This window comes from Bradyrhizobium sp. LeoB3, from assembly GCF_055456055.1.
The window spans coordinates 20,954-41,246 of the sequence record NZ_JBVBEF010000040.1 but is presented as its reverse complement, the minus strand read 5'-3'; the positions used below and the strand labels follow the sequence as shown (position 1 = coordinate 41,246).

General features: G+C 63.6%; 20 protein-coding genes. 10 read left to right on the top strand and 10 right to left on the bottom strand.

The genetic code is table 11. From position 1 onward, the window contains the following. Positions 1-9 precede the first annotated feature (9 nt). Positions 10-537 carry an inorganic diphosphatase gene (gene ppa / locus ACZXDY_RS24115; protein ID WP_464347208.1) on the bottom strand — a complete coding sequence of 176 codons (528 nt, stop codon included), beginning with the start codon at positions 535-537 and terminating at the stop codon, positions 10-12. Positions 538-705: 168 nt separating this feature from the next. After that, on the bottom strand, positions 706-1,215 hold the full coding sequence (locus ACZXDY_RS24110; protein ID WP_028165189.1) for a GNAT family N-acetyltransferase: 510 nt from the start codon (positions 1,213-1,215) through the stop codon (positions 706-708). A gap of 272 nt (positions 1,216-1,487) precedes the next feature. Between ACZXDY_RS24110 and ACZXDY_RS24105 the strand changes: the two genes are divergently transcribed. Both ACZXDY_RS24105 and ACZXDY_RS24100 read left to right on the top strand, forming a co-directional pair. Beyond that, the gene (locus ACZXDY_RS24105; RefSeq protein WP_464347207.1) at positions 1,488-2,384 is read left to right on the top strand and encodes an alpha/beta hydrolase family protein; all 897 of its coding nucleotides are present in this window, start codon (positions 1,488-1,490) and stop codon (positions 2,382-2,384) included. Positions 2,385-2,428: 44 nt separating this feature from the next. After that, positions 2,429-2,836, top strand: a complete 408-nt coding sequence (locus tag ACZXDY_RS24100) for a thiol-disulfide oxidoreductase DCC family protein (RefSeq protein ID WP_464347206.1) — start codon at positions 2,429-2,431, stop codon at positions 2,834-2,836. Positions 2,837-3,056: 220 nt separating this feature from the next. On the opposite strand, the gene ACZXDY_RS24095 is transcribed toward ACZXDY_RS24100, so the two are convergent. From ACZXDY_RS24095 to ACZXDY_RS24085, 3 genes are all read right to left on the bottom strand, one after another. Then, the gene (locus ACZXDY_RS24095; RefSeq protein ID WP_464347205.1) at positions 3,057-4,307 is read right to left on the bottom strand and encodes a flavin monoamine oxidase family protein; all 1,251 of its coding nucleotides are present in this window, start codon (positions 4,305-4,307) and stop codon (positions 3,057-3,059) included. Positions 4,308-4,459: 152 nt separating this feature from the next. Beyond that, positions 4,460-6,286, bottom strand: a complete 1,827-nt coding sequence (gene typA, locus ACZXDY_RS24090) for a translational GTPase TypA (protein ID WP_028165184.1) — start codon at positions 6,284-6,286, stop codon at positions 4,460-4,462. Between the two features lie 337 nt (positions 6,287-6,623). Then, positions 6,624-7,385: a Crp/Fnr family transcriptional regulator gene (locus ACZXDY_RS24085; protein WP_028165183.1), complete on the bottom strand. Its 762-nt coding sequence runs from the start codon at positions 7,383-7,385 to the stop codon at positions 6,624-6,626. Between the two features lie 200 nt (positions 7,386-7,585). Between ACZXDY_RS24085 and ACZXDY_RS24080 the strand changes: the two genes are divergently transcribed. Beyond that, positions 7,586-7,966, top strand: coding sequence for a response regulator (locus tag ACZXDY_RS24080; RefSeq protein ID WP_464347204.1), 381 nt, complete (start codon positions 7,586-7,588; stop codon positions 7,964-7,966). 99 nt (positions 7,967-8,065) lie between these two features. Here ACZXDY_RS24080 and ACZXDY_RS24075 read toward each other — a convergent pair whose 3' ends face one another. Continuing rightward, the gene (locus ACZXDY_RS24075; RefSeq protein ID WP_464347203.1) at positions 8,066-9,613 is read right to left on the bottom strand and encodes an alkaline phosphatase D family protein; all 1,548 of its coding nucleotides are present in this window, start codon (positions 9,611-9,613) and stop codon (positions 8,066-8,068) included. Positions 9,614-9,871: 258 nt separating this feature from the next. Continuing rightward, positions 9,872-11,314 (bottom strand): TAXI family TRAP transporter solute-binding subunit, encoded by a 1,443-nt coding sequence (locus ACZXDY_RS24070; RefSeq protein WP_464347202.1) that lies wholly within the window; start codon positions 11,312-11,314, stop codon positions 9,872-9,874. A 172-nt stretch (positions 11,315-11,486) separates the two neighbouring features. Here ACZXDY_RS24070 and ACZXDY_RS24065 point away from each other — a divergent pair, with 172 nt between their 5' ends. Together ACZXDY_RS24065 and ACZXDY_RS24060 are read left to right on the top strand one after the other, a co-directional pair. Further along, entirely contained in the window at positions 11,487-11,786 is a 300-nt protein-coding gene (locus ACZXDY_RS24065) for a 4a-hydroxytetrahydrobiopterin dehydratase (protein WP_028165179.1), read from the top strand. 111 nt (positions 11,787-11,897) lie between these two features. Beyond that, a complete protein-coding gene (locus ACZXDY_RS24060; protein WP_028165178.1) occupies positions 11,898-12,287 on the top strand; it encodes a YkvA family protein in 390 nt (129 codons plus the stop codon). Positions 12,288-12,369: 82 nt separating this feature from the next. Here the strand turns inward: ACZXDY_RS24060 and ACZXDY_RS24055 are convergent, their stop codons facing one another. The 3 genes from ACZXDY_RS24055 to ACZXDY_RS24045 all read right to left on the bottom strand — a co-directional run bounded on the left by ACZXDY_RS24055 (position 12,370) and on the right by ACZXDY_RS24045 (position 15,758). Further along, positions 12,370-13,545 (bottom strand): TAXI family TRAP transporter solute-binding subunit, encoded by a 1,176-nt coding sequence (locus ACZXDY_RS24055; RefSeq protein WP_464347201.1) that lies wholly within the window; start codon positions 13,543-13,545, stop codon positions 12,370-12,372. A gap of 18 nt (positions 13,546-13,563) precedes the next feature. Continuing rightward, the gene (locus ACZXDY_RS24050) at positions 13,564-14,430 is read right to left on the bottom strand and encodes a hypothetical protein (protein ID WP_464347200.1); all 867 of its coding nucleotides are present in this window, start codon (positions 14,428-14,430) and stop codon (positions 13,564-13,566) included. A 353-nt stretch (positions 14,431-14,783) separates the two neighbouring features. Further along, the gene (locus tag ACZXDY_RS24045; RefSeq protein WP_130227337.1) at positions 14,784-15,758 is read right to left on the bottom strand and encodes an NADPH:quinone oxidoreductase family protein; all 975 of its coding nucleotides are present in this window, start codon (positions 15,756-15,758) and stop codon (positions 14,784-14,786) included. A gap of 89 nt (positions 15,759-15,847) precedes the next feature. Between ACZXDY_RS24045 and ACZXDY_RS24040 the strand changes: the two genes are divergently transcribed. The 5 genes from ACZXDY_RS24040 (at position 15,848) to ACZXDY_RS24020 (ending at position 20,279) form a co-directional block, all read left to right on the top strand. Continuing rightward, a complete protein-coding gene (locus ACZXDY_RS24040; protein WP_464347199.1) occupies positions 15,848-16,687 on the top strand; it encodes an SDR family oxidoreductase in 840 nt (279 codons plus the stop codon). 191 nt (positions 16,688-16,878) lie between these two features. Next, positions 16,879-17,430, top strand: a complete 552-nt coding sequence (locus ACZXDY_RS24035; protein WP_409334772.1) for an invasion associated locus B family protein — start codon at positions 16,879-16,881, stop codon at positions 17,428-17,430. 65 nt (positions 17,431-17,495) lie between these two features. Continuing rightward, positions 17,496-18,710, top strand: coding sequence for a dual-specificity RNA methyltransferase RlmN (gene rlmN / locus ACZXDY_RS24030; RefSeq protein ID WP_464347198.1), 1,215 nt, complete (start codon positions 17,496-17,498; stop codon positions 18,708-18,710). Positions 18,711-18,852: 142 nt separating this feature from the next. After that, positions 18,853-19,344 (top strand): hypothetical protein, encoded by a 492-nt coding sequence (locus tag ACZXDY_RS24025; protein ID WP_456644728.1) that lies wholly within the window; start codon positions 18,853-18,855, stop codon positions 19,342-19,344. A 179-nt stretch (positions 19,345-19,523) separates the two neighbouring features. Next, positions 19,524-20,279, top strand: a complete 756-nt coding sequence (locus ACZXDY_RS24020; RefSeq protein WP_028165171.1) for a phosphatase PAP2 family protein — start codon at positions 19,524-19,526, stop codon at positions 20,277-20,279. The last annotated feature ends 14 nt before the right edge of the window (positions 20,280-20,293 follow it).

The following is a 20,293-nucleotide window of genomic DNA, read 5'->3' as shown; positions in this document are numbered from 1 at the left end:
CGCGGCTATTTATTTCTTCGCGCGTGCGATCCCTTCGGTGATCAGCCTGCGCGCTTCTTCCGCATCGCCCCAGCGCAGCACCTTCACCCACTTGTTCTTTTCGAGATCCTTGTAGTGTTCGAAGAAATGCTGGATCTGGTCCAGCGTGATCTGGGGAAGGTCGCTGTAGTTCTTCACCTTGTCGTAGCGCTGGGTGAGCTTTGACGAGGGCACTGCGAGGATCTTTTCGTCACCGCCGGCTTCGTCTTCCATCAGGAGCACGCCGACCGGGCGCACGCTCATCACCGCGCCGGGCACGATGGCGCGGGTGTTGACGATCAGGACGTCGCAGGGGTCGCCGTCGTCGGACAGCGTGTGCGGGATGAAGCCGTAATTGCCGGGATAGCGCATCGGCGTATAGAGGAAACGGTCGACCACCAGCGTGCCGGCTTCCTTGTCCATTTCATATTTGATCGGCTCGCCGCCGACCGGCACTTCGATGATGACGTTGACGTCATGCGGCGGATTCACTCCGATCGATACCGCATCAATACGCATAGAGAACTCCGTGATTGCCAACGCGGGTGCGCCGGGCAGGACCAGTGATTGCTGCTGTCATACGCGGGCTGGGCCCGCCCATCCATCTAACTTTCGAGGAAAAATGATGGATTTTTGGGCTATTGGTTGACGCGCGCCCGTGGCGCCGTCCCGGAGACGCTCGCAGCCTCAGTTGGTCCAGGCAAAAGCGACCTTGTCGAGCGATTTCGGCCCGAACCTTTCGGAGGAGCGCGCCACCATGCGGCCGCCGAGCGCGCGATAAAACTCCGTGGCCGGGTCGTTATCCGACAGCGCCCAGACCACCATGCTCTTCAGCCCGCTCTGCGCGAGGTCGCGGCGGGCGGCGTTGAACAGGCGGCGGCCGAAGCCGAGGCCCTGGAATTCCGGCCGCAGATAGAGCTCGTAGATCTCGCCTTCGAAGTGCAGGCTGCGGGCGCGGTTACGACCGTAATTGGCGTAGCCTGCGATCTTGTCCCCGAACACCAGCACGCTGACGCGGCTGCCCTTGCGAATCGCGCTGTCCCACCAGTGCGGACCGCGCCGGTTGATCAGCTTTTCCAGTTCGGCGCCGGGGATGATGCCCTGATAGGCTGAACGCCAGGCTTCGTCATGCGTAGCCGCCACCGCGGCTGCATCCGCAACCTTGGCCGGCCGGACCTCTATCAGGGTTGTGCTCATGATCCAATCAAAGCAAGTCGGCGCGCCGCCTTCAAGCTCTATCGTTAATTATCGGTTAACCTGTGGATTTTTTGCATCAGTTTTCGAACGACTTGTACCGAAAGAGGACAGTGCGAACTTCAATCGGCCAGTTCGTGATGCGGGGGCAGGCTGGCGTCACGCCGATGACATATGGTCAGCAGGCGTGTCGTGAAAAACTGCGCCGGGGTTGATTCGCGAGATCGTCTTTCGGCGTATCCGGTTTTGCCCAGCATGGTCGCATCAGGCCAAGAATGCATTCACTTAAAGTGATTTTCGCGCTGCTTGTTGCCGCGGCGCTCGGCTCCGAGGCAGCTCTGGCGCAACCCATCCTGGGGGCGCAAGGCGAGGAGGGCGAGCCGAGCCGGCGGCAGCAATGGCTGGTGCCGTCACCCGATCCCGCACGGCCGGTGCGCGCCTTGCTGTTTCGCCCACCGGGCGCAGGGCCGTTTCCGCTGGCCTTGATCGCGCACGCCACGACGCAGAATGTGCTGCGCCGGGCGCAGATGCCGCAGCCCGAATACCGCGCCCTGGCCGGGTTTCTGGTCGCACGCGGCTTTGCCGTGCTGGTGCCGGAGCGGCTCGGCCATGGCGCAACAGGCGGAACATACCTGGAAGACCAGGGCGGCTGCGACGAGGCGAATTATTCACGCGCGGCTCGGGCGACCGCCGGGCAGATCAGGTTCGCACTCGATTACCTCAGCGATCAGCCTTTCATCCGGAAGGATCACGCTGTCGTCATCGGCCATTCCGCCGGCGGCTGGGGTGCGCTGGCGCTTGCCGCCGAGAGCCCAAATGGCATCTTGGCGATCATCGCCTTCGCGCCGGGGCGCGGCGGCCGCGCCAATGATTTTCCGGACCAGGTTTGCGCGCCGTACACCCTGCTCGCTTCCGCGGCCGAGTTCGGCCGAAGTGCGAAGGTGCCGGTGACATGGCTCGTTGCCGCCAATGACAGTTATTTCTCGCCGGCGCTGTCGCGGCAGCTCGCCGATGCCTTTCGCGAGGCCGGCGGGCGGGTGGATTTTTACGTGCTGCCGGCCTATGGCGGCGAAGGCCATTGGCTGCCCGAAAGCGAGAATGGCGTTAAGCTCGCCGCGGCAGACATCGACCGCGCGCTGAGAGCGCGGCGTGCTGCTCGGGCTAAACCATGACGCTCGCTTCGTCGTCGCGCAAGAATGCGTCAACTGGAAACAGAATGCGACTCTGGCCGGACGATGACGTGATCCTCTATGACGGCGTCTGCATCTTCTGCTCGCGCTGGGTCCGCTTCGTCATCGCGCGCGACGCGGACCGCCGCTTCCGCTTCACGCCGGTCCAATCGGGCTATGGCACGCGGCTGGCGCGGGCATTCGGCATCGATCCTGCTGATCCTGACACCAACGCCGTCGTGCATGGCGGTGTCGCGTATTTCAAATCCGACGCCGCGCTCACGGTGCTGAGCCACCTGCCGGGCTGGCGCTGGACGCGAGCACTGTTCGCGGTGCCGAAGCCGCTGCGCGACGCCGTCTACAATCTCGTGGCACGCAATCGCTATCGCATTTTCGGCAAATACGAGACTTGCTTTGTGCCGGATGCCGAGATGCGGACGCGGGTGATTGAATGATGGGTTTCGCTGCGCTCTACCCATCCTACGACTGTCGTCCGTGCGAAAGCAGCGACCCATAACCACAGCCTCGTAGCCCGGGTGGAGCGTCAGCGTAACCCGGGGCCGCTCGCAAGGCGGATGGAGATGTCCCGTGTTGCGCGGAGCCTGTCATCGCGCGCGCGTTCACGCGACCCGTTGGCTCCACCGGGCTACGCTGCTCGCGATGACTGGAAAGCGGTTAGCGCTTCGCCTTTGAAGCCAGCACTTCCTGTGCCGCGCGCTCGCCGGAGTCGCGCGCGCCATGTGCGGTGGAGAAGAAGTTCGGCGAGGTCGCTTCACCCGCGAAGAACAATCGTCCATCGACGGGCGCGGCCAGCACGGCGCGTTTGCCGGCATGGCCGGGGAGCGCGTGCGAATAGGCGCCGCGGGCGAATGGGTCGCGCGCCCAGCGGGATTCCGCAAGCGGCGTCAGCTTGCGCCGGATGTCATTGCCGAGAAAGCCCGCGATTTCGTCGATGCTGTGCGCGGCAAAGGCGCCGTCGCCGGCATCTTCCAGCTCTTTTGCGAACCGGCCGCCGAAAAAGCCCTCAATGCAGGGCTGGCCGAACGGACGGATGTGATAGGTGCCCATTTCGGTGCGCATGGTGGCGCCGCGCAAATTGCCTTCCTTCGGAAATGCGTCCGCGTCCGCGAGCGCCAGCGCCAGCACCACCTTGTCGTCGACGCCGAGCGGCAGTCCGCGCGCGGCGTCGACCTTTGCCGGCAGCGCGGGCGAGAAGCGGATCGCTTCATCCGCGATCAAATTGGTCGGCACGGTCACGATCACATGGTCGGCCGCAAGGGTGCCCAGCGACGTTTCGAGGCGCAGGCGTTTTCCGGAATGGTCGATCAGCGTGACATTGCAATTGAGCGCGACGGGACATGAGGCACCATATGCGGCGACCAGCGCGCCATAGCCGCGCCGCACGCGCCAATTGATGTTGGTGTCCTCATAGGCCTCCATGTCGAGGATCGAGACCTGATCGAGCTCGCAGCCGTTCACATAGGTGGAGATCGCATCGATCATCGGATTCCAGCGATTACCCGGCTCGAGATAACGATTCGCAGGCGCGTCCTCGCCCTTTTGCGCGGCCTTCCAAGCGCGCTCGTAGAATTCATCGAGCGAACGCATGAAATCGTCGCGATCGGCTTGCGGGAACGCCTTGCCATAGGCGCGCTCGCGCCAGGGCGGCAAGGTCTTGTTGATCTCGAAATTCAGTTGTTCGGCGACGGCGACGAAACTGTTCTTGTCCGCCGAATGCAGCCAGCCGCAGCCGACGTCGAACACCACATCGGGCGCGGCCTGGACCGTATGCGCCCGCCCGCCGAGGCGGTCGCGCGCTTCCAGCACTACCACCGACAGGCCGGAATCCTTCAGCGCATTGGCTGCGCCAAGGCCGGCTGCGCCAGCGCCGATGATGACGACATCGACTGAGGAGGGGAGGGACATCGGGTCGTCCACTTCATCGTCATGCCGGGGCAAAAGCGCGAAGCGCGTCTTCGCGCAGATGTCCCGGGCATCCACGCTCTTGGTTCCCAGTATCGAAGACGTGGATGGCCGGGACAAGCCCGGCCATGACGGTTCCCTTGTAGAGCGAGAGGTTAAGCCACCGCTTCCTTGGCCTTTTCGGCGCGCTTGCGGTCGTTTGGATCGAGGTGCTTCTTGCGCAGGCGGATCGACTTCGGCGTCACTTCGACGAGCTCGTCGTCCTCGATATAGGCCAGCGCCTTTTCCAGGGTCATCCGGATCGGCGGGGTCAGGCGCACCGCTTCGTCCTTGGAGGTGGTGCGGATGTTGGTGAGCTGCTTGCCCTTCAGCACATTGATCTCGAGATCGTTGTCGCGGGTGTGCTCGCCGACGATCATGCCCTTGTAGACCTTCCAGCCCGGCTCGATCATCATCGGGCCGCGATCTTCCAGCTTGAACATGGCATAGGCGACGGCCTCGCCCTGATCGTTGGAGATCAGGACGCCATTGCGACGGCCCTGGATCTCGCCCTTGTAGGGCGCATAGCCGTGGAACAGGCGGTTCATGATCGCGGTGCCGCGGGTGTCAGTGAGCAGTTCACCCTGATAGCCGATCAAGCCGCGGGTCGGCGCGTAGAACACGAGCCGGAGCCGGTTGCCGCCGGACGGGCGCATCTCGATCATCTCGGCCTTGCGCTCGCTCATCTTCTGCACGACGACGCCGGAATGCTCCTCGTCGACGTCGATCACGACTTCCTCGATCGGCTCCAGCGCCTGGCCCGTCGCCTCGTCCTTCTTGAACACGACGCGCGGACGCGACACCGAGAGCTCAAAACCTTCGCGGCGCATGGTCTCGATCAGGATCGCGAGCTGCAATTCGCCACGGCCGGAGACTTCCATCGAGTCCTTGTCGGCGGCTTCGATGACGCGCAGCGCGACATTGCCTTCGGCCTCGCGCATCAGGCGATCGCGGATCATGCGGCTCGTCACCTTGTCGCCTTCGGTGCCTGCGAGCGGGGAGTTGTTGACGATGAAGGACATCGACACCGTCGGCGGATCGATCGGCTGCGCCAGCAGCGGCGTCTCGACGGTGGGATCGCAGAACGTATCGGCGACGGTGCCCTTGGTGAGGCCGGCAATGGCGACGATGTCGCCGGCTTCAGCTTCATCGAGCGGTGTGCGCTCGATTCCGCGAAACGCCAGGATCTTTGACACGCGTCCCTGCTCGACCAGCTTGCCTTCCGCATTCAGCACTTTCACAGCCTGGTTCGGCTTGACGATGCCGGAGGTGATGCGGCCGGTGATGATCCGCCCCAGATAGGGATTGGCCTCGAGGATGGTGCCGATCATGCGGAACGGGCCTTCCTCGACCTTCGGCGGCGCGACGTGCCGCACGATGAGATCGAACAGCGGCTGCATCCCTGCTTCCTTCGGGCCTTCCGGACTCTCCGCCATCCAGCCCTGCTTGGCCGAGCCGTACAGGATCGGGAAATCGAGCTGCTCCTCGCTGGCATCGAGCGCCGCGAACAGATCGAACACTTCGTTGATGACTTCCGTCGGTCGCGCGTCGGGGCGGTCGACCTTGTTGATGACGACGATCGGCTTCAAGCCGACCTTGAGCGCCTTGGAGACCACGAACTTGGTCTGCGGCAGCGGGCCTTCGGCGGCATCCACCAGCACCAGCGCACCGTCCACCATGTTGAGGATGCGCTCGACCTCGCCGCCGAAATCGGCGTGGCCGGGGGTATCGACGATGTTGATGCGGATGTCCTTCCACTGCACCGAGGCGGCCTTGGCCAGGATGGTGATCCCGCGCTCGCGCTCGAGATCGTTGGAATCCATGGCGCGTTCGGCGACCTTCTGATTCTCGCGGAACGTACCGGATTGCTGCAGCAGGCGGTCCACCAGGGTGGTCTTGCCGTGGTCGACGTGGGCGATGATGGCGACGTTACGAAGATTCATGGCTCTGCTTTTCAGTCGTGCACAGGTCTTGAGCGATCTCGCCGGAAAGCCGGGATCGATCTTTGGCAACTACGGCCCCTCCGGGTCCGGATCACACTCAAACCTTTGAAATCTCGCGGGGCGCGGCTCGCCTCAAAAAGCAAGCCCGGCCAAAAGGGACCGGGCAAAGCTTGCGCGTTTGCGCCGCAATATAGTCAGAAACCGTCAAAAAACAATGCGTTGTTTGCCGGGTACCCGCCGTTTTTGGAACCCCTTTGGGGTCCTCCTTCACCTCCCCGCGAGCGGGAGAGGGGGCGCACCGTGGCCGGGGATGCAATTCAGCCTGATTTCATGATGCCTATCCGGCTTCCTTTTCCTCGCTCGGATAGACCCCACGGAGCACTTCCTCAAAGTGGTCCTTGACGGCCTCGTTGCACAGGCAGGAGCGGAGGCGCAGGAGGTCGAGGTTGCGGACCAGGATCGCGCCGCGGCGCGTCTCCAGCACGCCTTCGGCCTTGAAGGACTGAATCACGCGGCTGGCATAGCTGCGGCCCACCCCCAGCAGGGTGGCGAGCTGCTCATGCGTGAGCGGCACAGCGCCATCGCCATTGGTGCGCTCCATCGCCGAGATGATCCATTTGGCGGTGCGCTGCTCGATCGAGTGGATCGCGTTACAGGCCGTCGACTGAAAGATCTGCGCCAGCATGCAATCGGCGTAGCGCGCGAAGACGTTGCGGATCGACGGCGATTTCAGCTTGGCCGCTTCCAGCCTGCCGACCGTCATCCGCGCGAACGGCCCGCCGAATTTGACGATGATGCGGGTGTAGGCGGGAAGAGATCCCTGGCTGACGATGCCACCGACAGCACCCTCGCGGCCGACCAGAATGGTCTCGACGTCGCGGCCGTCCTCGTTGGTCACGAGGTAGGAGACGAGGCCGGGCCCGCAGGGAAAATACACGGTCTCGACGTCGTCGCCGGGGCTGTAAAGCAGGTCGTTGGCATTGGCCTCGGCGCGCGCGAGGTGCGGTGCGATCAGCCCATAATCGGCGTCGCTCAGACGGCGCAACAGGTTGTTAAAGGGCCGGTCAGCTCTGTCCGGTTGGCTGCGTTGTTGAAGCATCGGGTCTCCCCCTCACCAACCGCGACGATAGTCAACCCGTTCCTCCTGTTGTGTGCACAAGTGAACAGACGCCGGGACCGCAGTGTGGTGGTTTCAATGCGGGAACCGCCGGTGTGCTTCAGAGGCGCCGGCAGCGTGCCGACTGGCGGCTCATGTCCGGACCATCAGATCAATGCCTCAAAACAGGACCTGGCGCGCATATGAAACCGGCCCTCTTCAGCCGCATGCCTTCCGACGTGTTGATCGTCGAGGACGACCCGATCATCGCCATCGATTTCGAGGATACGATCCTCGGCTTCGGGGTGAAGACGGTGCGGACAGCGACCAGTGTCGCGCGAGCACTTCAGATGATCGCCTATCGCCGGCCCGACTTCGCGCTGCTGGATGTCGTGCTGGCCCGCGAGAACACCTTTGCGCTCGCCGAGGAGCTCGACGCGCTACGGATCCCCTATCTCTTCGTCACCGGCTATGGCGCTGACGTCCAGCTTCCCGCTGCGCTGGCCGGCAAGCCGCGCCTGGTCAAGCCATGCTCGACCGAAGCGCTGGAAGCAGCGCTGCGAATGCGGGTTTCGGATTCGTAGCCCGGATGAAGCGCAGCGCAATCCGGGGTCCTGGGTTCGCGGATAGACCGTCCCGGATTGCGCTCCATCCGGGCTACGTTACGTCACTACGTTACGATGTTACACCGGCTTCGGGTCGAGCGTGGTCGACCACAGCGCGACGTCGGCGCGGTCGCGCAAGGTTACTGTCATCTGTCCGGTCGCGCCGTCGATCTTGACGTGGCCGAAGAACTGCATGCCCGCCGATGGCGGCAGGTTCTGCTTGTCGGCTCCGGGCGCCTTGATGAACTTCACCTCGGGTCCAAACGTGTTGTCGAGCTCGTTGGGGCCGAAAGTGCCGGCATGCAGCGGGCCGGAGACGAATTCCCAGAACGGGTCGAAGTCCTGGAACTGCGCCTTGTTCGGATTGTAGTAGTGCGCGGCGGCGTAGTGCACGTCGGCGGTCAGCCACACGGTGTTGACGATCCCGGCGGTCTTGATGAAACGCAGGATCTCGGCGATCTCGAGCTCGCGGCCGCGCGCCGGGCCGTCTCCTTGCGCGAACGCTTCGGAGCCTTTGCTGTTGGCCGCATCGTCATAGACGATGAGGCTGAGCGGCATGTCAGAGGCGATCACCTTCCAGGTGGCGCGCGAGTTGAGCAGTCCGCGCTTCAGCCAGGCGAGTTGGTCCGGGCCGAGGAAATAAGCATCGGGGCCGTAGCTGGTCTGCTGGTTTGGCCCGTTGGGTCCGCGATAGCTGCGCTCGTCCAGCATGAATACGTCGAGATGCGGTCCGTAGCTGAGCGTGCGATAGACGCGGCCCGGCTCGACGATGCTTTCGCGCATCGGATACATCTCGTGGAAGGCGCGCGCCGCACGCGCCGCCAGCACGTTGATGTCGCGCTCCTTGTAGGCGGCAGGAAGCTGTTTCGACAGCGACCAGTTGTTGGTGACCTCGTGGTCGTCCCATTGCACGAAGATCGGCACTTCTGCATTGAAGCCGCGCACATGCTCGTCGAGCAGGTTGTACTTGTGCGCCGCGCGGTACTCGTCGAGCGTCTCGGCGACCTTGGCCTTCTCCGGGATGGTGAGGTTCTTCCACAGCTTGCCGTCGGCGAGTTTCACCTCGGACGGAATGACGCCGTCGGCATAGATGGTGTCGCCGGAATGCAGGAAGAAATCCGGCTTGTATTTGGCCATGGTGGCGAAGGTGAACATGCCGTTATCGTCGGGATTGATGCCCCAACCCTGGCCGGCGACGTCGCCGCCCCAGACAAAGCTGACATCGCGCCGGTCGGCGGGCGCGGTGCGGAAGCGGCCGGTTACGGGCTCGCCGAGGACGTTGACATGGGCGAGGTCGCGGAAGCGTACGCGGTAGAAGATGTCCTGGCCTGCGGGCAGGTTTTCCAGGAGCATCTTGGCGGTGAAATCGCTTTCGGGCAGGGCCGCGATCGGCGGCAGTGCGCGCGCGTCCTTGAAGGATTCGGTGGTCGCGACCTCGACCATCATCTGCGACGGCCGGTCGGCGCGCGCCCAGACCACGCCGCCGTCAACTCCGACGTCGCCGGACTGCACGCCATGGGTGACGGCCGGCCGGTCGGCGGCGCGGGAGAGGTGGGGCATCGCGATGACGCCGGCGCCGACAGCGGCTGAAGAGAGGAACTTTCGGCGGGAAATCCTGATCGTCATGGCAAGCCTCCGTCGGTCCGGCACCGGATGCGCCGAAATGTCGCAACAGACCTAGAAGGATTCTATGACGAAGCGATTACGGCCTCTAGCCGTCATTCCGGGGCACGCGAAGCGTGAGCCCGGAATCCATTCATCCACATCGTTTGCGGCCGGATGGATTCCGGGCCTGCGCCTTCGGCGGATCCCGGAATGACGGAAGAGAGGTCGCGTGCCCCGCAAACAGGGAACTGAAGCGAACCCGATTGCGTCCCGCCGTGGCTAAGCGGTCCCTGCCGCGCGGAATTGCGCGCTGGCGCGCTGCAGGTTTTGCGGCATGCTGATCAACAGCAGCTTGCGGTCGGTGACCGCGTTGTGGAATTGCTCGAGCGCGATGTTGAAGGCGGTCAGCGTGCCCTGCTCGATTCCGCCGTGCTCGAAACAGATCAGCGCTTCGCGCAGGATGTTGTCGGCTTCGGCCTGCATCTGGTCGAGTTCTTCCATCGAATCGCTGTGGCGCGCGGCAGCGAGCATGTCGAGCAGCCGGTCGCGCTGCGACGTGTTGATGCTGCGTTCGTCCTTCTTCAGGTAGCCGGCAAACCAGGCGCCGGCCGAACCCATTGCGGAGACCAGCATCAGCCCCCACCAGATGTAATCGCTGTAGCGGTCGAGGAAGGTCTTCTCGTCGCCATCGACGAAAGCCGCAGCGCCAGGGTGCACGGGAATCGTGGCGTCCTTGTCGGTGTCCGGCGTCTCGATCCTGGCGGCCGGCGGGAAATCGTTCTTCAGCGACTGCCGGATCGAGAACAGCTGTCGGGTGAAGATGGCGATGGTCGATTCGGAAATGCCCCTGCGCGCCACGATATGGTGCGAGAAGCTGATGGTCTTGACCTCGTCCGCAGGGCGGTCGACGCCGCCGAGCGAGCCGGCGGGGATTTGCGAGGCTTCATAGGCGGGATGGTTCTGCGCGATCGCTTCCGCCGCGTCGATGGCGAGGAAGGTCGGCGTGCCGCGGGTCGAAGCCGCGATCGCGTCGGTTGTGATCTTGCTGTTGACGGGTCCGGCGGCGAGATAGGCGTCCGCTTTCTGGCCCTTGATGGTCTCGGCCGTCTCATTGGCGGGAAACTGGACGATCTCCACCTTGGCGGGGTCGACGCCATATTGCTGCAGGATCACCTTCAAGAGGTTGACGTTGGCGGGCGTGCGGCCGACGACACCGACGCGGTGGCCGGCGAGCTGCGCGATCTTGGTGATTTTTGGCGCGGCTTTGCTGCCCCTGCCTTTGCCCTGCGGCGGCACCCAGATCGCCACCACATTCTTGCGCAGCGTCGCCACCGCCTGCGCATTCTTGGGGACATCCAGATCGCCGCGGATAATGGCGAGGTCGGCCTTGCCGCCGACCAGCGCCTCGGCGCTCGCTACCGCGCCGTCCGTCTGGATCAGACGCAGCCGGATTTGGCTGTTGCCATGGTTGTAGGCTTGGGCGAGCGCGTGGACCACTTTGAGGTCGTCACTGTTGGCCGGTCCGACCGCGATTTTCAAGTTCACCGGCCGCATCGCGAAGTAATAGCCGGCGGCCAGTGCGCCGATGATGGCAAGCGCGCCGGCAATCATCACGAAACTCAGCCGACGCCGCGCCGAACGCGGCGGAGGCGAAGCTGGAGCGGCGACGAAGTCAGGCTCGGTCATCGATCGCGCAAACAGCCGTTTGAGGTTCTGGGTCATCCCGCCGACGCGTTTATCCTTTGCATTGTAACAAAATTCCGGCAGCAGCTAGGTTACAATCCCGTCATGGTTACCAGCGGCGATAGGACGCGCTTTGCGGCCGCGTCGTGAGCATGGATCCCGCTGGTGGCTGCCGGTGTTAGGGTGTGAACGAGTGAAGTGGAGATTTGCCATGGCAGGACGGTTATCGGCGGAGGCGCGGAAATCGGCGCTGAAGGAACTATCCGGCTGGTCCGAGGTGCCGGGACGTGAGGCGATCGCCAAGACTTTCACGTTCAGGGATTTCAACGAGGCCTTCGGCTTCATGGCGCGCGTCGCGCTGATCGCGGAGAAACGCGACCATCACCCGGAATGGAGGAACGTCTACAAGACGGTCGATGTGGTGCTCGCAACCCATGACGCCGGCGGCGTCACGGCGCGCGACATCGAATTGGCCAGGGCGATGGAGGCGATCGCGAAGCAGGCTGGCTGAGAGAGGCGACTTCTCCTTGGATGATCTTGCAGGGCAGGCGGGAGGTCCCCACCTTTTGCGTCATGGGTCGCGGGACCGTTTGGCGGCTGTGGTCCGAGGGAGCTTCTTCCGATGACATCATCCGAACACACTGTCGGTTTCGAGCCGGCCGATCGGCTGGCGCAGGACCGCGAGAGCGTGCGACGGCGTTTCTGGATCAAGTTGAAGCGGGTGGCGGCGAAACTGCCTTTCGCCGAAGATCTACTGGCGGCCTATTATTGCGCCTTCGACAAAGAGACGCCGCGCCATGTGCAGGCGGCGCTGCTTGGCGCCATCGCCTATTTCGTCCTGCCGTTCGACTTCGTGCCGGACGTGATGCCGGTTCTCGGCTTCACCGATGATGCTGCGATCCTGGCGACCGCGATCCGCATGGTCGCAAGCCACATCACGCCGGAGCACCGCGAAGCCGCCCGTGCCGCGCTGAAGCGCGGCATCGAGACGGCTGAAGAGGTGCAGAGCTAGAGCATGACCCGGAAAAGTGGGCACCGGTTTTCCCGCGACAAACGCGAAGCGTTTGCGCAGAGGTCATGCTCAAACAAGACATCTAGCGCTTCTCGCCTGTGCGCACCTGCGCGCGGGCATTGTTCTCCGCTTCCCAGGCCTGGAACTGCTTGAACAGCGCCTCCTTGTCGGCGTCCGTCTGCAGCTTGGCTGCGCCCGGCGATTGCTTCAGGAACTCATCGAAACGACTGCGCGTCACCGCTTCCACGCTGTGCTTCTCGAGCCATTGCTTGGCCGACGGCAGCCGGGTCCAGTCGGGCAGCGGTGCAGCCAGCGAGACCTCCTTCCACTTCGGATGGAACGGCGGATTCTGGAAGGCCGGGAATTTCGTGAAGAAAGCGTCCACGAACAGCGCCAGCTTGCGCGAGCGCTCGGTGTTCGGCGCCCAATTATAGGCCGCGAGCACGGCAGGAACGGCGATGGTGTCGACGCGCTCCTGATCCGAAATCAGGTTCGGATAATCCTTCGAGGTGAGCGTCGCCGGCAGATAGTCGTTCTGCAGCGGCTTGTCATAGTCGACGGTGACGAGATGGAAGCGGCCGTCATTGTTGAATGTGCTGACGGATTTGTACGGCTTGCCGCCGGTCACGATCACGGCGTCGATTTCACCGGCCTTCAATTTCTCCATTGCGATGCGCTGCTCGATGTAGAGGAATTTCGCCTTCATCCCGAGCCGCTCGAACACCGTCAGCGCGGTGACGAAGGTGCCGCCATTGGGCAGGTCGACACTGACGATCCTGCCGTCGAGATCCTTCAGGGTCTTGATCGTCTTCGGCGCGACGACATGCATCTCCTCGTTATAGAGCTTGGTCACATAGGCGAACTGCCTCTTGATGTCCTTCGCAAAGCCCTTTCTTTCGAGATAGTCGAGCGTGTCCGCGCGGACGATGCCGAGATCGACGCCCTGCAGGAACAGGATATCGGCGACGCTCTGCACGGAGCCGCGCCCGACGATCGGCAGTACGCGCAACTTGTTGCCGTCGTCGAGCACGGAAGCGAGGTCGGCGCCGAACTGGACGTAGGTGCCGCCGATCGTGCCCGTGATCAGCGTCACCGTGTTGGCGTTCAGGTTCTGCTTGGTGGCGGCCGAGCCGAACTGGAAGATGGCCCTCAGGCTGTCGCTGACCTTGGCCGGATCATATTCGGTTTCCTCAGCCCGTACTGTCGGGCCACAAATCATCGTCAGGGCGAATAACGCCACTCCAAACAATCGCAGCATGTGCTACCCCAAAAAGGTTCAATCTTGCATTTGTGTGAGACGTTGCTGGGCGTGTTGCGAGCCAAGCTCGGCCGCCCGGCGGTACCAGATCCGCGCCTGAGCCGGATCGGGCGTGATGGCGCGCGCATCCTTCGTTCCCAGCACCAGGGGATCGTAGGTCCGGGCCAGCAGCAGCGCCGCGTCGGCTTCCTGCGCATCGGCGGCGCGCTCGAGCAGCAACCGTGCGGCTGCGATATCGCCGATCGCAAGCAGGCTGTTCGCGCGCTTCATGAGGGCGCTGAGCTCGTCGGGACTGACCTGTCTTACCTGCGGCGCAGCGGGCGGTGCCGCTTGCGCTGCGGGGGGCGGTGCGGGTGGAGCGGCAGATGGTGCCGGTTGAGCGCCAGATGGCGGTGCCACCGACCGGACCACGGCTTGGCCGCCCTTGATCGCCTCCTGATACGCGGCCGTGATTTGCTCGCGCGACGGCGGACCTGAATTGGTCGATGGTGGCGGTACAGGCTCGCTCATGGGTTGCGGGAGCCTCGCCATGACGGTTCGCGCCTGCACCTGCGAGGTGCCGAGCAGCCACGTCTTGGCGGTGGCCGTGATGTTATGCGTGACGTCCAGCGAAACCAGCAGGACAGCCGCCGCTGCGGCGGCAGCGATGAGAAGACCGCTCGTGAGCAACGAGCGGCCGAGCGAACGTTCGAGAGAACCTCGCCGATATTTCGCACCGCTGTCCTCGTCGAGAGGGTATGACAGGAACAGCGGGGCGGGCTCGTCTGTGTCGATGTCGGTATCCGATCGATACGACCGCTGGTAGCGATACTCTGCCAGCTCAGGATCATCGATATCTACGTCATGCGCCTGTCTCGGCGTGACGCGTGATGAAATATCCACCATTTTGACGCTTCCCGTTACACAATACGCAACGCATGGGGCATCTCTGGTTGTCTCTTGCTTCTTGTCGGCTTTCCCCGAGTGCCCGCTAGCGGGAACTTACGCACTGCGAATGAGCCCAAAAAACGGCCCTGACCTGCGCGAATTAGGACTTATTTTGGTTCGATTATGGCAAAAATGCCTTATTCACTAAATTAAAAATGGTAATTTTGGGAATAAGTTCCGCATTCGGAACTAACCCGGTCAGTTAATTCACATAGTTAAATGAATTGGGGGCACGGGGTAAGTGCGCGTGATTCCGTAATAGGAGAGCGCGGCGCCTGGACGGCGCCACAACTCACGCGCGTGTCGCCTCTTTATGGATGCAGGATCACCTTGCCCATCGCCTTGCGGCCGGCGAGCACCTTCAGTGCTTCCGCCGTTTGCGACAGCGGGAAGGTGCGATCGACATGCGAAGAGATTTTTCCTTCGGCGGTCCACTGCACGAGCTTCTGCAGGTTCTTGCGGTTCTTCTCGGGGTTGAGCCGCGTCCACGCGCCCCAGAACACGCCGCGGATATCGCAGCCTTTGAGCAGCGCAAGGTTGAGCGGCATCTTCGGAATGTCGCCCGCGGCAAAGCCGATGACCAGAAAGCGGCCTTCCCAGGCGATGGCGCGGAGCGCAGCTTCGGCGTAGGTCCCGCCGACGGGATCGAAGATGATGTCGACGCCCTTGCCGCCGGTCAGCGCCTTCAGGCCCTCTTTCAGATCTTCCTTGGCGTAATTGAGCGTCAGCTCGGCGCCATGCTGCTTGGCAAACTCAAGCTTCTCGTCCGAGGAAGCGCAGGCGATCACCTTCAGGCCCATCAGCTTGCCGAGCTCGCAGGCCGCAAGCCCAGTGCCGCCGGCGGCGCCAAGCACGGCCAGCGTCTCGCCCGGCTTCGGGCTCGCGCGATCTTCCAGCGCGTGCAGGGCGGTGCCGTAGATGATGATGATCCCGGCGGCGCGATCGAAGTCGAGATTGTCGGGAATCTTCACGATCGAATTCGCCGGCAGCGCGATCTTCTCGCGCGCGCCATTGTGGCCGCAGGAGGCGACCACGCGATCGCCGGGCTTGAGATCAGTGACGCCGTCACCGACGCTCTCGATCACGCCGGCGACTTCCGCCGCGGGCGAGAACGGGAACGGCGGCTTGATCTGGTACTTGCCCTGGATCATCAGGATGTCGAAGAAATTCAGGGCCGCGGCTTTGATCGCGATCACCGCTTCGCCCGGTCCGGCCACGGGATCGGGCACGTCAGCCAGCACGAGATCGTCGGGTTGGCAATATTCCGTGCAGAGAATGGCTTTCATGGATGCACCTGATTTTCGGACACAGAAGGATTGCTCGCTTCATGCCGGATTTGAAGCCGGGCGACAATACAATGCGGAGGGATCAAACAATGTTTGAAAAGAGCCTGCTGGCGCACAAGCGGATCCTCGTCACCGGCGGCGGCTCCGGGCTTGGCGCAGCGATGGGGCGACGCTTTGCCGAGCTCGGCGCCGAACTGATCATCTGTGGCCGCAGGACGGAATTACTGCAGCACACGGCGACGAGATTGCGCGACGATCTCGGCGCCAAGGTCACTACAATCACATGCGACATCCGCGACGGCGCGGCGGTGGATGCGATGATGGACGCGATCTGGCAGGAAGCGCCGATCGACGTGCTCGTCAACAACGCGGCGGCAACCTTCATTGCACAGACTGAGCATCTCTCATTCCGTGCCGCGGACGCGATCCTGGCGCCGACGCTGCACGGCACGATGTATTGCACGCTTGCCGCCGGCAAGCGGTGGATCGAGAGCGGGCACAAAGGCGTCATCCTCTCGATCCTCTCGACCTCGACGATCACCGGGCGCGCCTTCACGGTGCCGTCCGCGATGGCGAAGTCGGCGGTGCTTGCGATGACCAAGAGCCTTGCCGTGGAATGGGGGCCAAAGGGCATCCGCACTGTCGCGATCGCGCCGGGCGCATTTCCGACGCCGGGAGCAACCGGCCAGCTCCGGCCCGAAGGGCGCGAGGAGAGCTGGGCGCACCGCAACCCGCTGGGCCGTCCCGGCGAGCACGGCGAGCTCGCCAACCTCGCGAGTTTCCTGATCTCCGACCAGGCCGGCTACATCAATGGCGAGATGGTGGTGCAGGACGGCGGGGCGCATTTGCGCAGCTCCGGGGCGGAGGACCTCCTGCATTGGACCGACGCGCAATGGGAACAGCAGCGCGCCTCGCGTACCAAAAGTTAATGCGGCGGAACCGCGCGCCACGCCCCTAACTACCTTCCCAAAAAGGCCTTTTCCGGCTATTGCATCGCGCCGGGGACGACGCCGGTTGGGCCATCTTCCAGTCACAATGATAGGGGAACCAGTTGTCCGTGCGGCAAATACTGACATCTCTGGTTGCAGGAGCCCTGCTTTGCGGGACGACTTCCCTTGCCATGGCGCAGGGCGGTTCCCCCAAGGCGGCCACCAAGGGCGCGGCAAAGTCTGCGGCCCCGGCCAAGCCGGAGGGCGCTGCTGCGGCTGCCGCGGCCGGGGGCGCCGAACCGACCCTGATTGGCCAGTTCGGCACCTGGGGCGCCTATACCGCGACTCCGAACGGCAAGAAGGTGTGTTTTGCGCTGGCAAAACCGTCGTCGTCGAAGACCAATCCGCCGAATCGCCCGCGCGATCCGGCCTACGCCTTCGTCTCGACCCGTCCGGCGGAAAAGGTCATCAACGAAGTCTCGATCATGATCGGCTACACCCTGAAGCCCGGGTCGGAATCGACGCTCGAAGTCGGCGGCGGGTCGTATGCGATGTACACCCAGGGCGACGGGCTCTGGATCAAGAACGCCGCAGAAGAAGAGCGCATGGTCGAAGCCATGCGCAAGGCTGCGGACCTGACCGTGAAAGGCGTCTCGGCCAAGGGCACCGAGACGACGGACACGTTCTCGCTCAAGGGCCTGTCGCAGGCGCTCGATCGGCTGGCGCAGGACTGCAGGCGCTAATTCAGCCTGAAATCCGCGCATTTCCCGCCTTTCCAGCGCCTGCTGGAAGGCCTATTTGATGTTTCATGACCGACACCCTCACCAGCCAGAGCGATCGCGCCAGCACCGCGCTCGTGGAGAAAGTTCCGCTCGAGACCTATGTGCCGCCGGCCAAGCCGTCGCTGATCGGGCTGTCGCGCGCGGAGATCGCCGAGCGGCTCGGCGAGATCGGCGTGCCGGCTTCGCAACGCAAGATGCGCACCCAGCAGCTCTGGCACTGGATCTATTTCCGCGGCGCCAAGAGCTTTGCCGAGATGACCAACGTCTCGAAGGAGATGCGCAGCGAGCTGGAGAAGCATTTTACCGTCGACCGGCCCGAAGTGGTCGCCGAGCAGATATCGAACGATGGCACCCGCAAATGGCTGTTGCGGCTGCCGAGCGGCAACGATCTTGAGAAGCCGCATGAAGTCGAATGCGTCTATATCCCCGAGACTGACCGCGGCACGCTCTGCGTCTCCTCGCAGGTCGGCTGCACGCTGAATTGCGCCTTCTGCCACACTGGCACGCAGCGCCTGGTGCGTAACCTCACGGCCGGCGAGATCGTCGGCCAGGTGATGGTGGCGCGGGATCGGTTGAACGATTGGGCCGACCGCGAGAGCGGCGGCCGCCTCGTCACCAACGTCGTGATGATGGGCATGGGCGAGCCGCTCTACAATTTCGATGCGGTGCGCGATGCGTTGCTCATCGTTGCTGACAACGAAGGCATCGGCATCTCCCGCCGCCGCATCACGCTGTCGACCTCGGGCGTGGTGCCGAACATCATCCGCACCGGCGAGGAGATCGGCGTCATGCTCGCGATCTCGCTGCATGCCGTGCGCGACGAGTTGCGCAACGAATTGGTGCCGCTCAACCGCAAATTTCCGATTCAGGAATTGCTGCAGGCCTGCCGCGACTATCCCGGGGCCTCCAACGCGCGGCGCATCACCTTCGAATATGTGATGCTGAAGGGCATCAATGATTCGCTCGATGACGCCAAGCTGCTGGTGAAGCTGCTGAAGGGCATTCCGGCGAAGATCAACCTGATCCCGTTCAATCCCTGGCCGGGCACGCGTTACGAATGCTCGGATTGGGAGCAGATCGAGAAGTTCTCCGAATATATCTTCAACGCCGGCTATTCCTCGCCGGTGCGCACCCCGCGCGGCCGCGACATCCTCGCCGCCTGCGGCCAGTTGAAATCGGAGACCGAAAAACTCTCCGCCCGCGAGCGCCAGGCGCTGCGCGCAATGGCGATGACGGATTGAGACGATCCATGCACCGAAACTCGTCATGGCCGGGCTCGTCCCGGCCATCCACGTCTTTCCGAAGCTTCGAGGCAGGCGTGGAAGCCCGGGCATGACGGCAGAGATTCGTATCGCGGGTGCGGTCTGACGGTGGAATGAAGCCATGGCGCTGATCGGCCGCGTCTTCCTGATCCTGTTCGCTTTCCTTGCCTCCTGTCTGGTGGCGGGCATGATCATCGTCGTCGCAGTGCTTTATCCCGAGCTGAGCGATATCGGCACCGGTCAGATCGATCAGAACGCCATCAACATCGTGCTCGGCTTCGGCTTCATCTTCATTTCCGGATTCGCGCTGCTGCCGGCGCTGATCGTGGTGCTGATCACGGAAGCCTTCAATGTCCGGGGCGCGCTGAGCTATGCGATCGGCGGCGCGATCGTCGGGGCCGCCTGTTATCTCGGCCTGGTTCCGTTCGACCCCGATACGTTCCGGTTCGAGGGCATCGTGCATCGCCATCTCGAGATCATGACCGGCGCCGGCATCGTCGCGGGTCTGGTGTACTGGCTGATTGCGGGCCGCACCGCCGGCGCCTGGCGCGAGCCGCCGCGCAAATTGCCGCCGCCCCCGCCACTGCCGTCACAATCGCGGCCGCAGCCGTGAATGGAGCCGTCATTGCGAGCCACCGGGTCGGCGCGAAGCGCCGCCCGACGACAGGCTCCGCGAAGCAATCCATGCAGCCGCGCGTGCGGAGAGGTGGATTGCTTCGTCGCTATCGCTCCTCGCAATGACGGTTGAATTCGGGGTTTCCACATCCCGCCGCCTCGGGTAAACCGCGCGCCATGAACCGGACCGGACTTTTCATCGCGCTGGGGCTTGCGGTCGTGATCGGGCTGCTGTTCGGGCTCTTTCCCGAACTCGACCTGAAGCTCGGTGCGCTGTTCTACGATGCCGCGCAAAAAACCTTTCCGCTGAAGCTGAACGCCGTCGCGTCATTTGCGCGCGATGCGGCGATGTGGATCGCATGGGGATTTGCGCTGCCCGCGATCGCTGCGTTCGTCGTCAAGATGATCCGGCCCGACCGGCCGATGCTGATCTCGGGCCGCGCCGCGACGTTTCTCCTGGTGACGCTGCTGCTCTCCGCCGGCGTCCTCACCAACTTCACCTTCAAAACCTATTGGGGCCGGCCGCGACCGGTAGCGGTGACCGAGTTTGCCGGCGACAAGAGCTTCGTGCCGTGGTGGGATCCGCGCGGTACCTGCGGCCGCAACTGCTCGTTCTTCTCCGGCGAGGGGGCGACTGCGTTCTGGACCTATGCGCCGGCAGCGCTGGCGCCGCCGCAATGGCGCGCCCTGGCGTTTGCGGCGGCGACCGTGTTCGGCATCGCCACCAGCGCCCTGCGGATGGCCTTTGGCGGGCATTTCTTCACCGATGTCGCGATTGCCGGCATTGTGACCTACCTGGTGATCTGGCTCGCCTATGCCCTGATCTACCGCTGGCCGTCGACGCGGGTGACGGATGCCCAGGTTGATGCCGCGCTGACCCGGTTCGCGCGGCGGTGGCGCCGGCGCGAGACGGACCCCAGGCCGTCGGTATGAGCGACCCCATAAAG

Excerpts from the sequence above, each read along its gene's own strand:
- ppa (WP_464347208.1), bottom strand. The coding sequence starts at position 537 with ATGCGTATTGATGCGGTATCGATCGGAGTGAATCCGCCGCATGACGTC.
- ACZXDY_RS24110 (WP_028165189.1), bottom strand. The coding sequence starts at position 1,215 with ATGAGCACAACCCTGATAGAGGTCCGGCCGGCCAAGGTTGCGGATGCA.
- ACZXDY_RS24105 (WP_464347207.1), top strand. The coding sequence starts at position 1,488 with ATGCATTCACTTAAAGTGATTTTCGCGCTGCTTGTTGCCGCGGCGCTC.
- ACZXDY_RS24100 (WP_464347206.1), top strand. The coding sequence starts at position 2,429 with ATGCGACTCTGGCCGGACGATGACGTGATCCTCTATGACGGCGTCTGC.
- ACZXDY_RS24095 (WP_464347205.1), bottom strand. The coding sequence starts at position 4,307 with ATGTCCCTCCCCTCCTCAGTCGATGTCGTCATCATCGGCGCTGGCGCA.
- typA (WP_028165184.1), bottom strand. The coding sequence starts at position 6,286 with ATGAATCTTCGTAACGTCGCCATCATCGCCCACGTCGACCACGGCAAG.
- ACZXDY_RS24085 (WP_028165183.1), bottom strand. The coding sequence starts at position 7,385 with ATGCTTCAACAACGCAGCCAACCGGACAGAGCTGACCGGCCCTTTAAC.
- ACZXDY_RS24080 (WP_464347204.1), top strand. The coding sequence starts at position 7,586 with ATGAAACCGGCCCTCTTCAGCCGCATGCCTTCCGACGTGTTGATCGTC.
- ACZXDY_RS24075 (WP_464347203.1), bottom strand. The coding sequence starts at position 9,613 with ATGACGATCAGGATTTCCCGCCGAAAGTTCCTCTCTTCAGCCGCTGTC.
- ACZXDY_RS24070 (WP_464347202.1), bottom strand. The coding sequence starts at position 11,314 with ATGACCCAGAACCTCAAACGGCTGTTTGCGCGATCGATGACCGAGCCT.
- ACZXDY_RS24065 (WP_028165179.1), top strand. The coding sequence starts at position 11,487 with ATGGCAGGACGGTTATCGGCGGAGGCGCGGAAATCGGCGCTGAAGGAA.
- ACZXDY_RS24060 (WP_028165178.1), top strand. The coding sequence starts at position 11,898 with ATGACATCATCCGAACACACTGTCGGTTTCGAGCCGGCCGATCGGCTG.
- ACZXDY_RS24055 (WP_464347201.1), bottom strand. The coding sequence starts at position 13,545 with ATGCTGCGATTGTTTGGAGTGGCGTTATTCGCCCTGACGATGATTTGT.
- ACZXDY_RS24050 (WP_464347200.1), bottom strand. The coding sequence starts at position 14,430 with ATGGTGGATATTTCATCACGCGTCACGCCGAGACAGGCGCATGACGTA.
- ACZXDY_RS24045 (WP_130227337.1), bottom strand. The coding sequence starts at position 15,758 with ATGAAAGCCATTCTCTGCACGGAATATTGCCAACCCGACGATCTCGTG.
- ACZXDY_RS24040 (WP_464347199.1), top strand. The coding sequence starts at position 15,848 with ATGTTTGAAAAGAGCCTGCTGGCGCACAAGCGGATCCTCGTCACCGGC.
- ACZXDY_RS24035 (WP_409334772.1), top strand. The coding sequence starts at position 16,879 with ATGGCGCAGGGCGGTTCCCCCAAGGCGGCCACCAAGGGCGCGGCAAAG.
- rlmN (WP_464347198.1), top strand. The coding sequence starts at position 17,496 with ATGACCGACACCCTCACCAGCCAGAGCGATCGCGCCAGCACCGCGCTC.
- ACZXDY_RS24025 (WP_456644728.1), top strand. The coding sequence starts at position 18,853 with ATGGCGCTGATCGGCCGCGTCTTCCTGATCCTGTTCGCTTTCCTTGCC.
- ACZXDY_RS24020 (WP_028165171.1), top strand. The coding sequence starts at position 19,524 with ATGAACCGGACCGGACTTTTCATCGCGCTGGGGCTTGCGGTCGTGATC.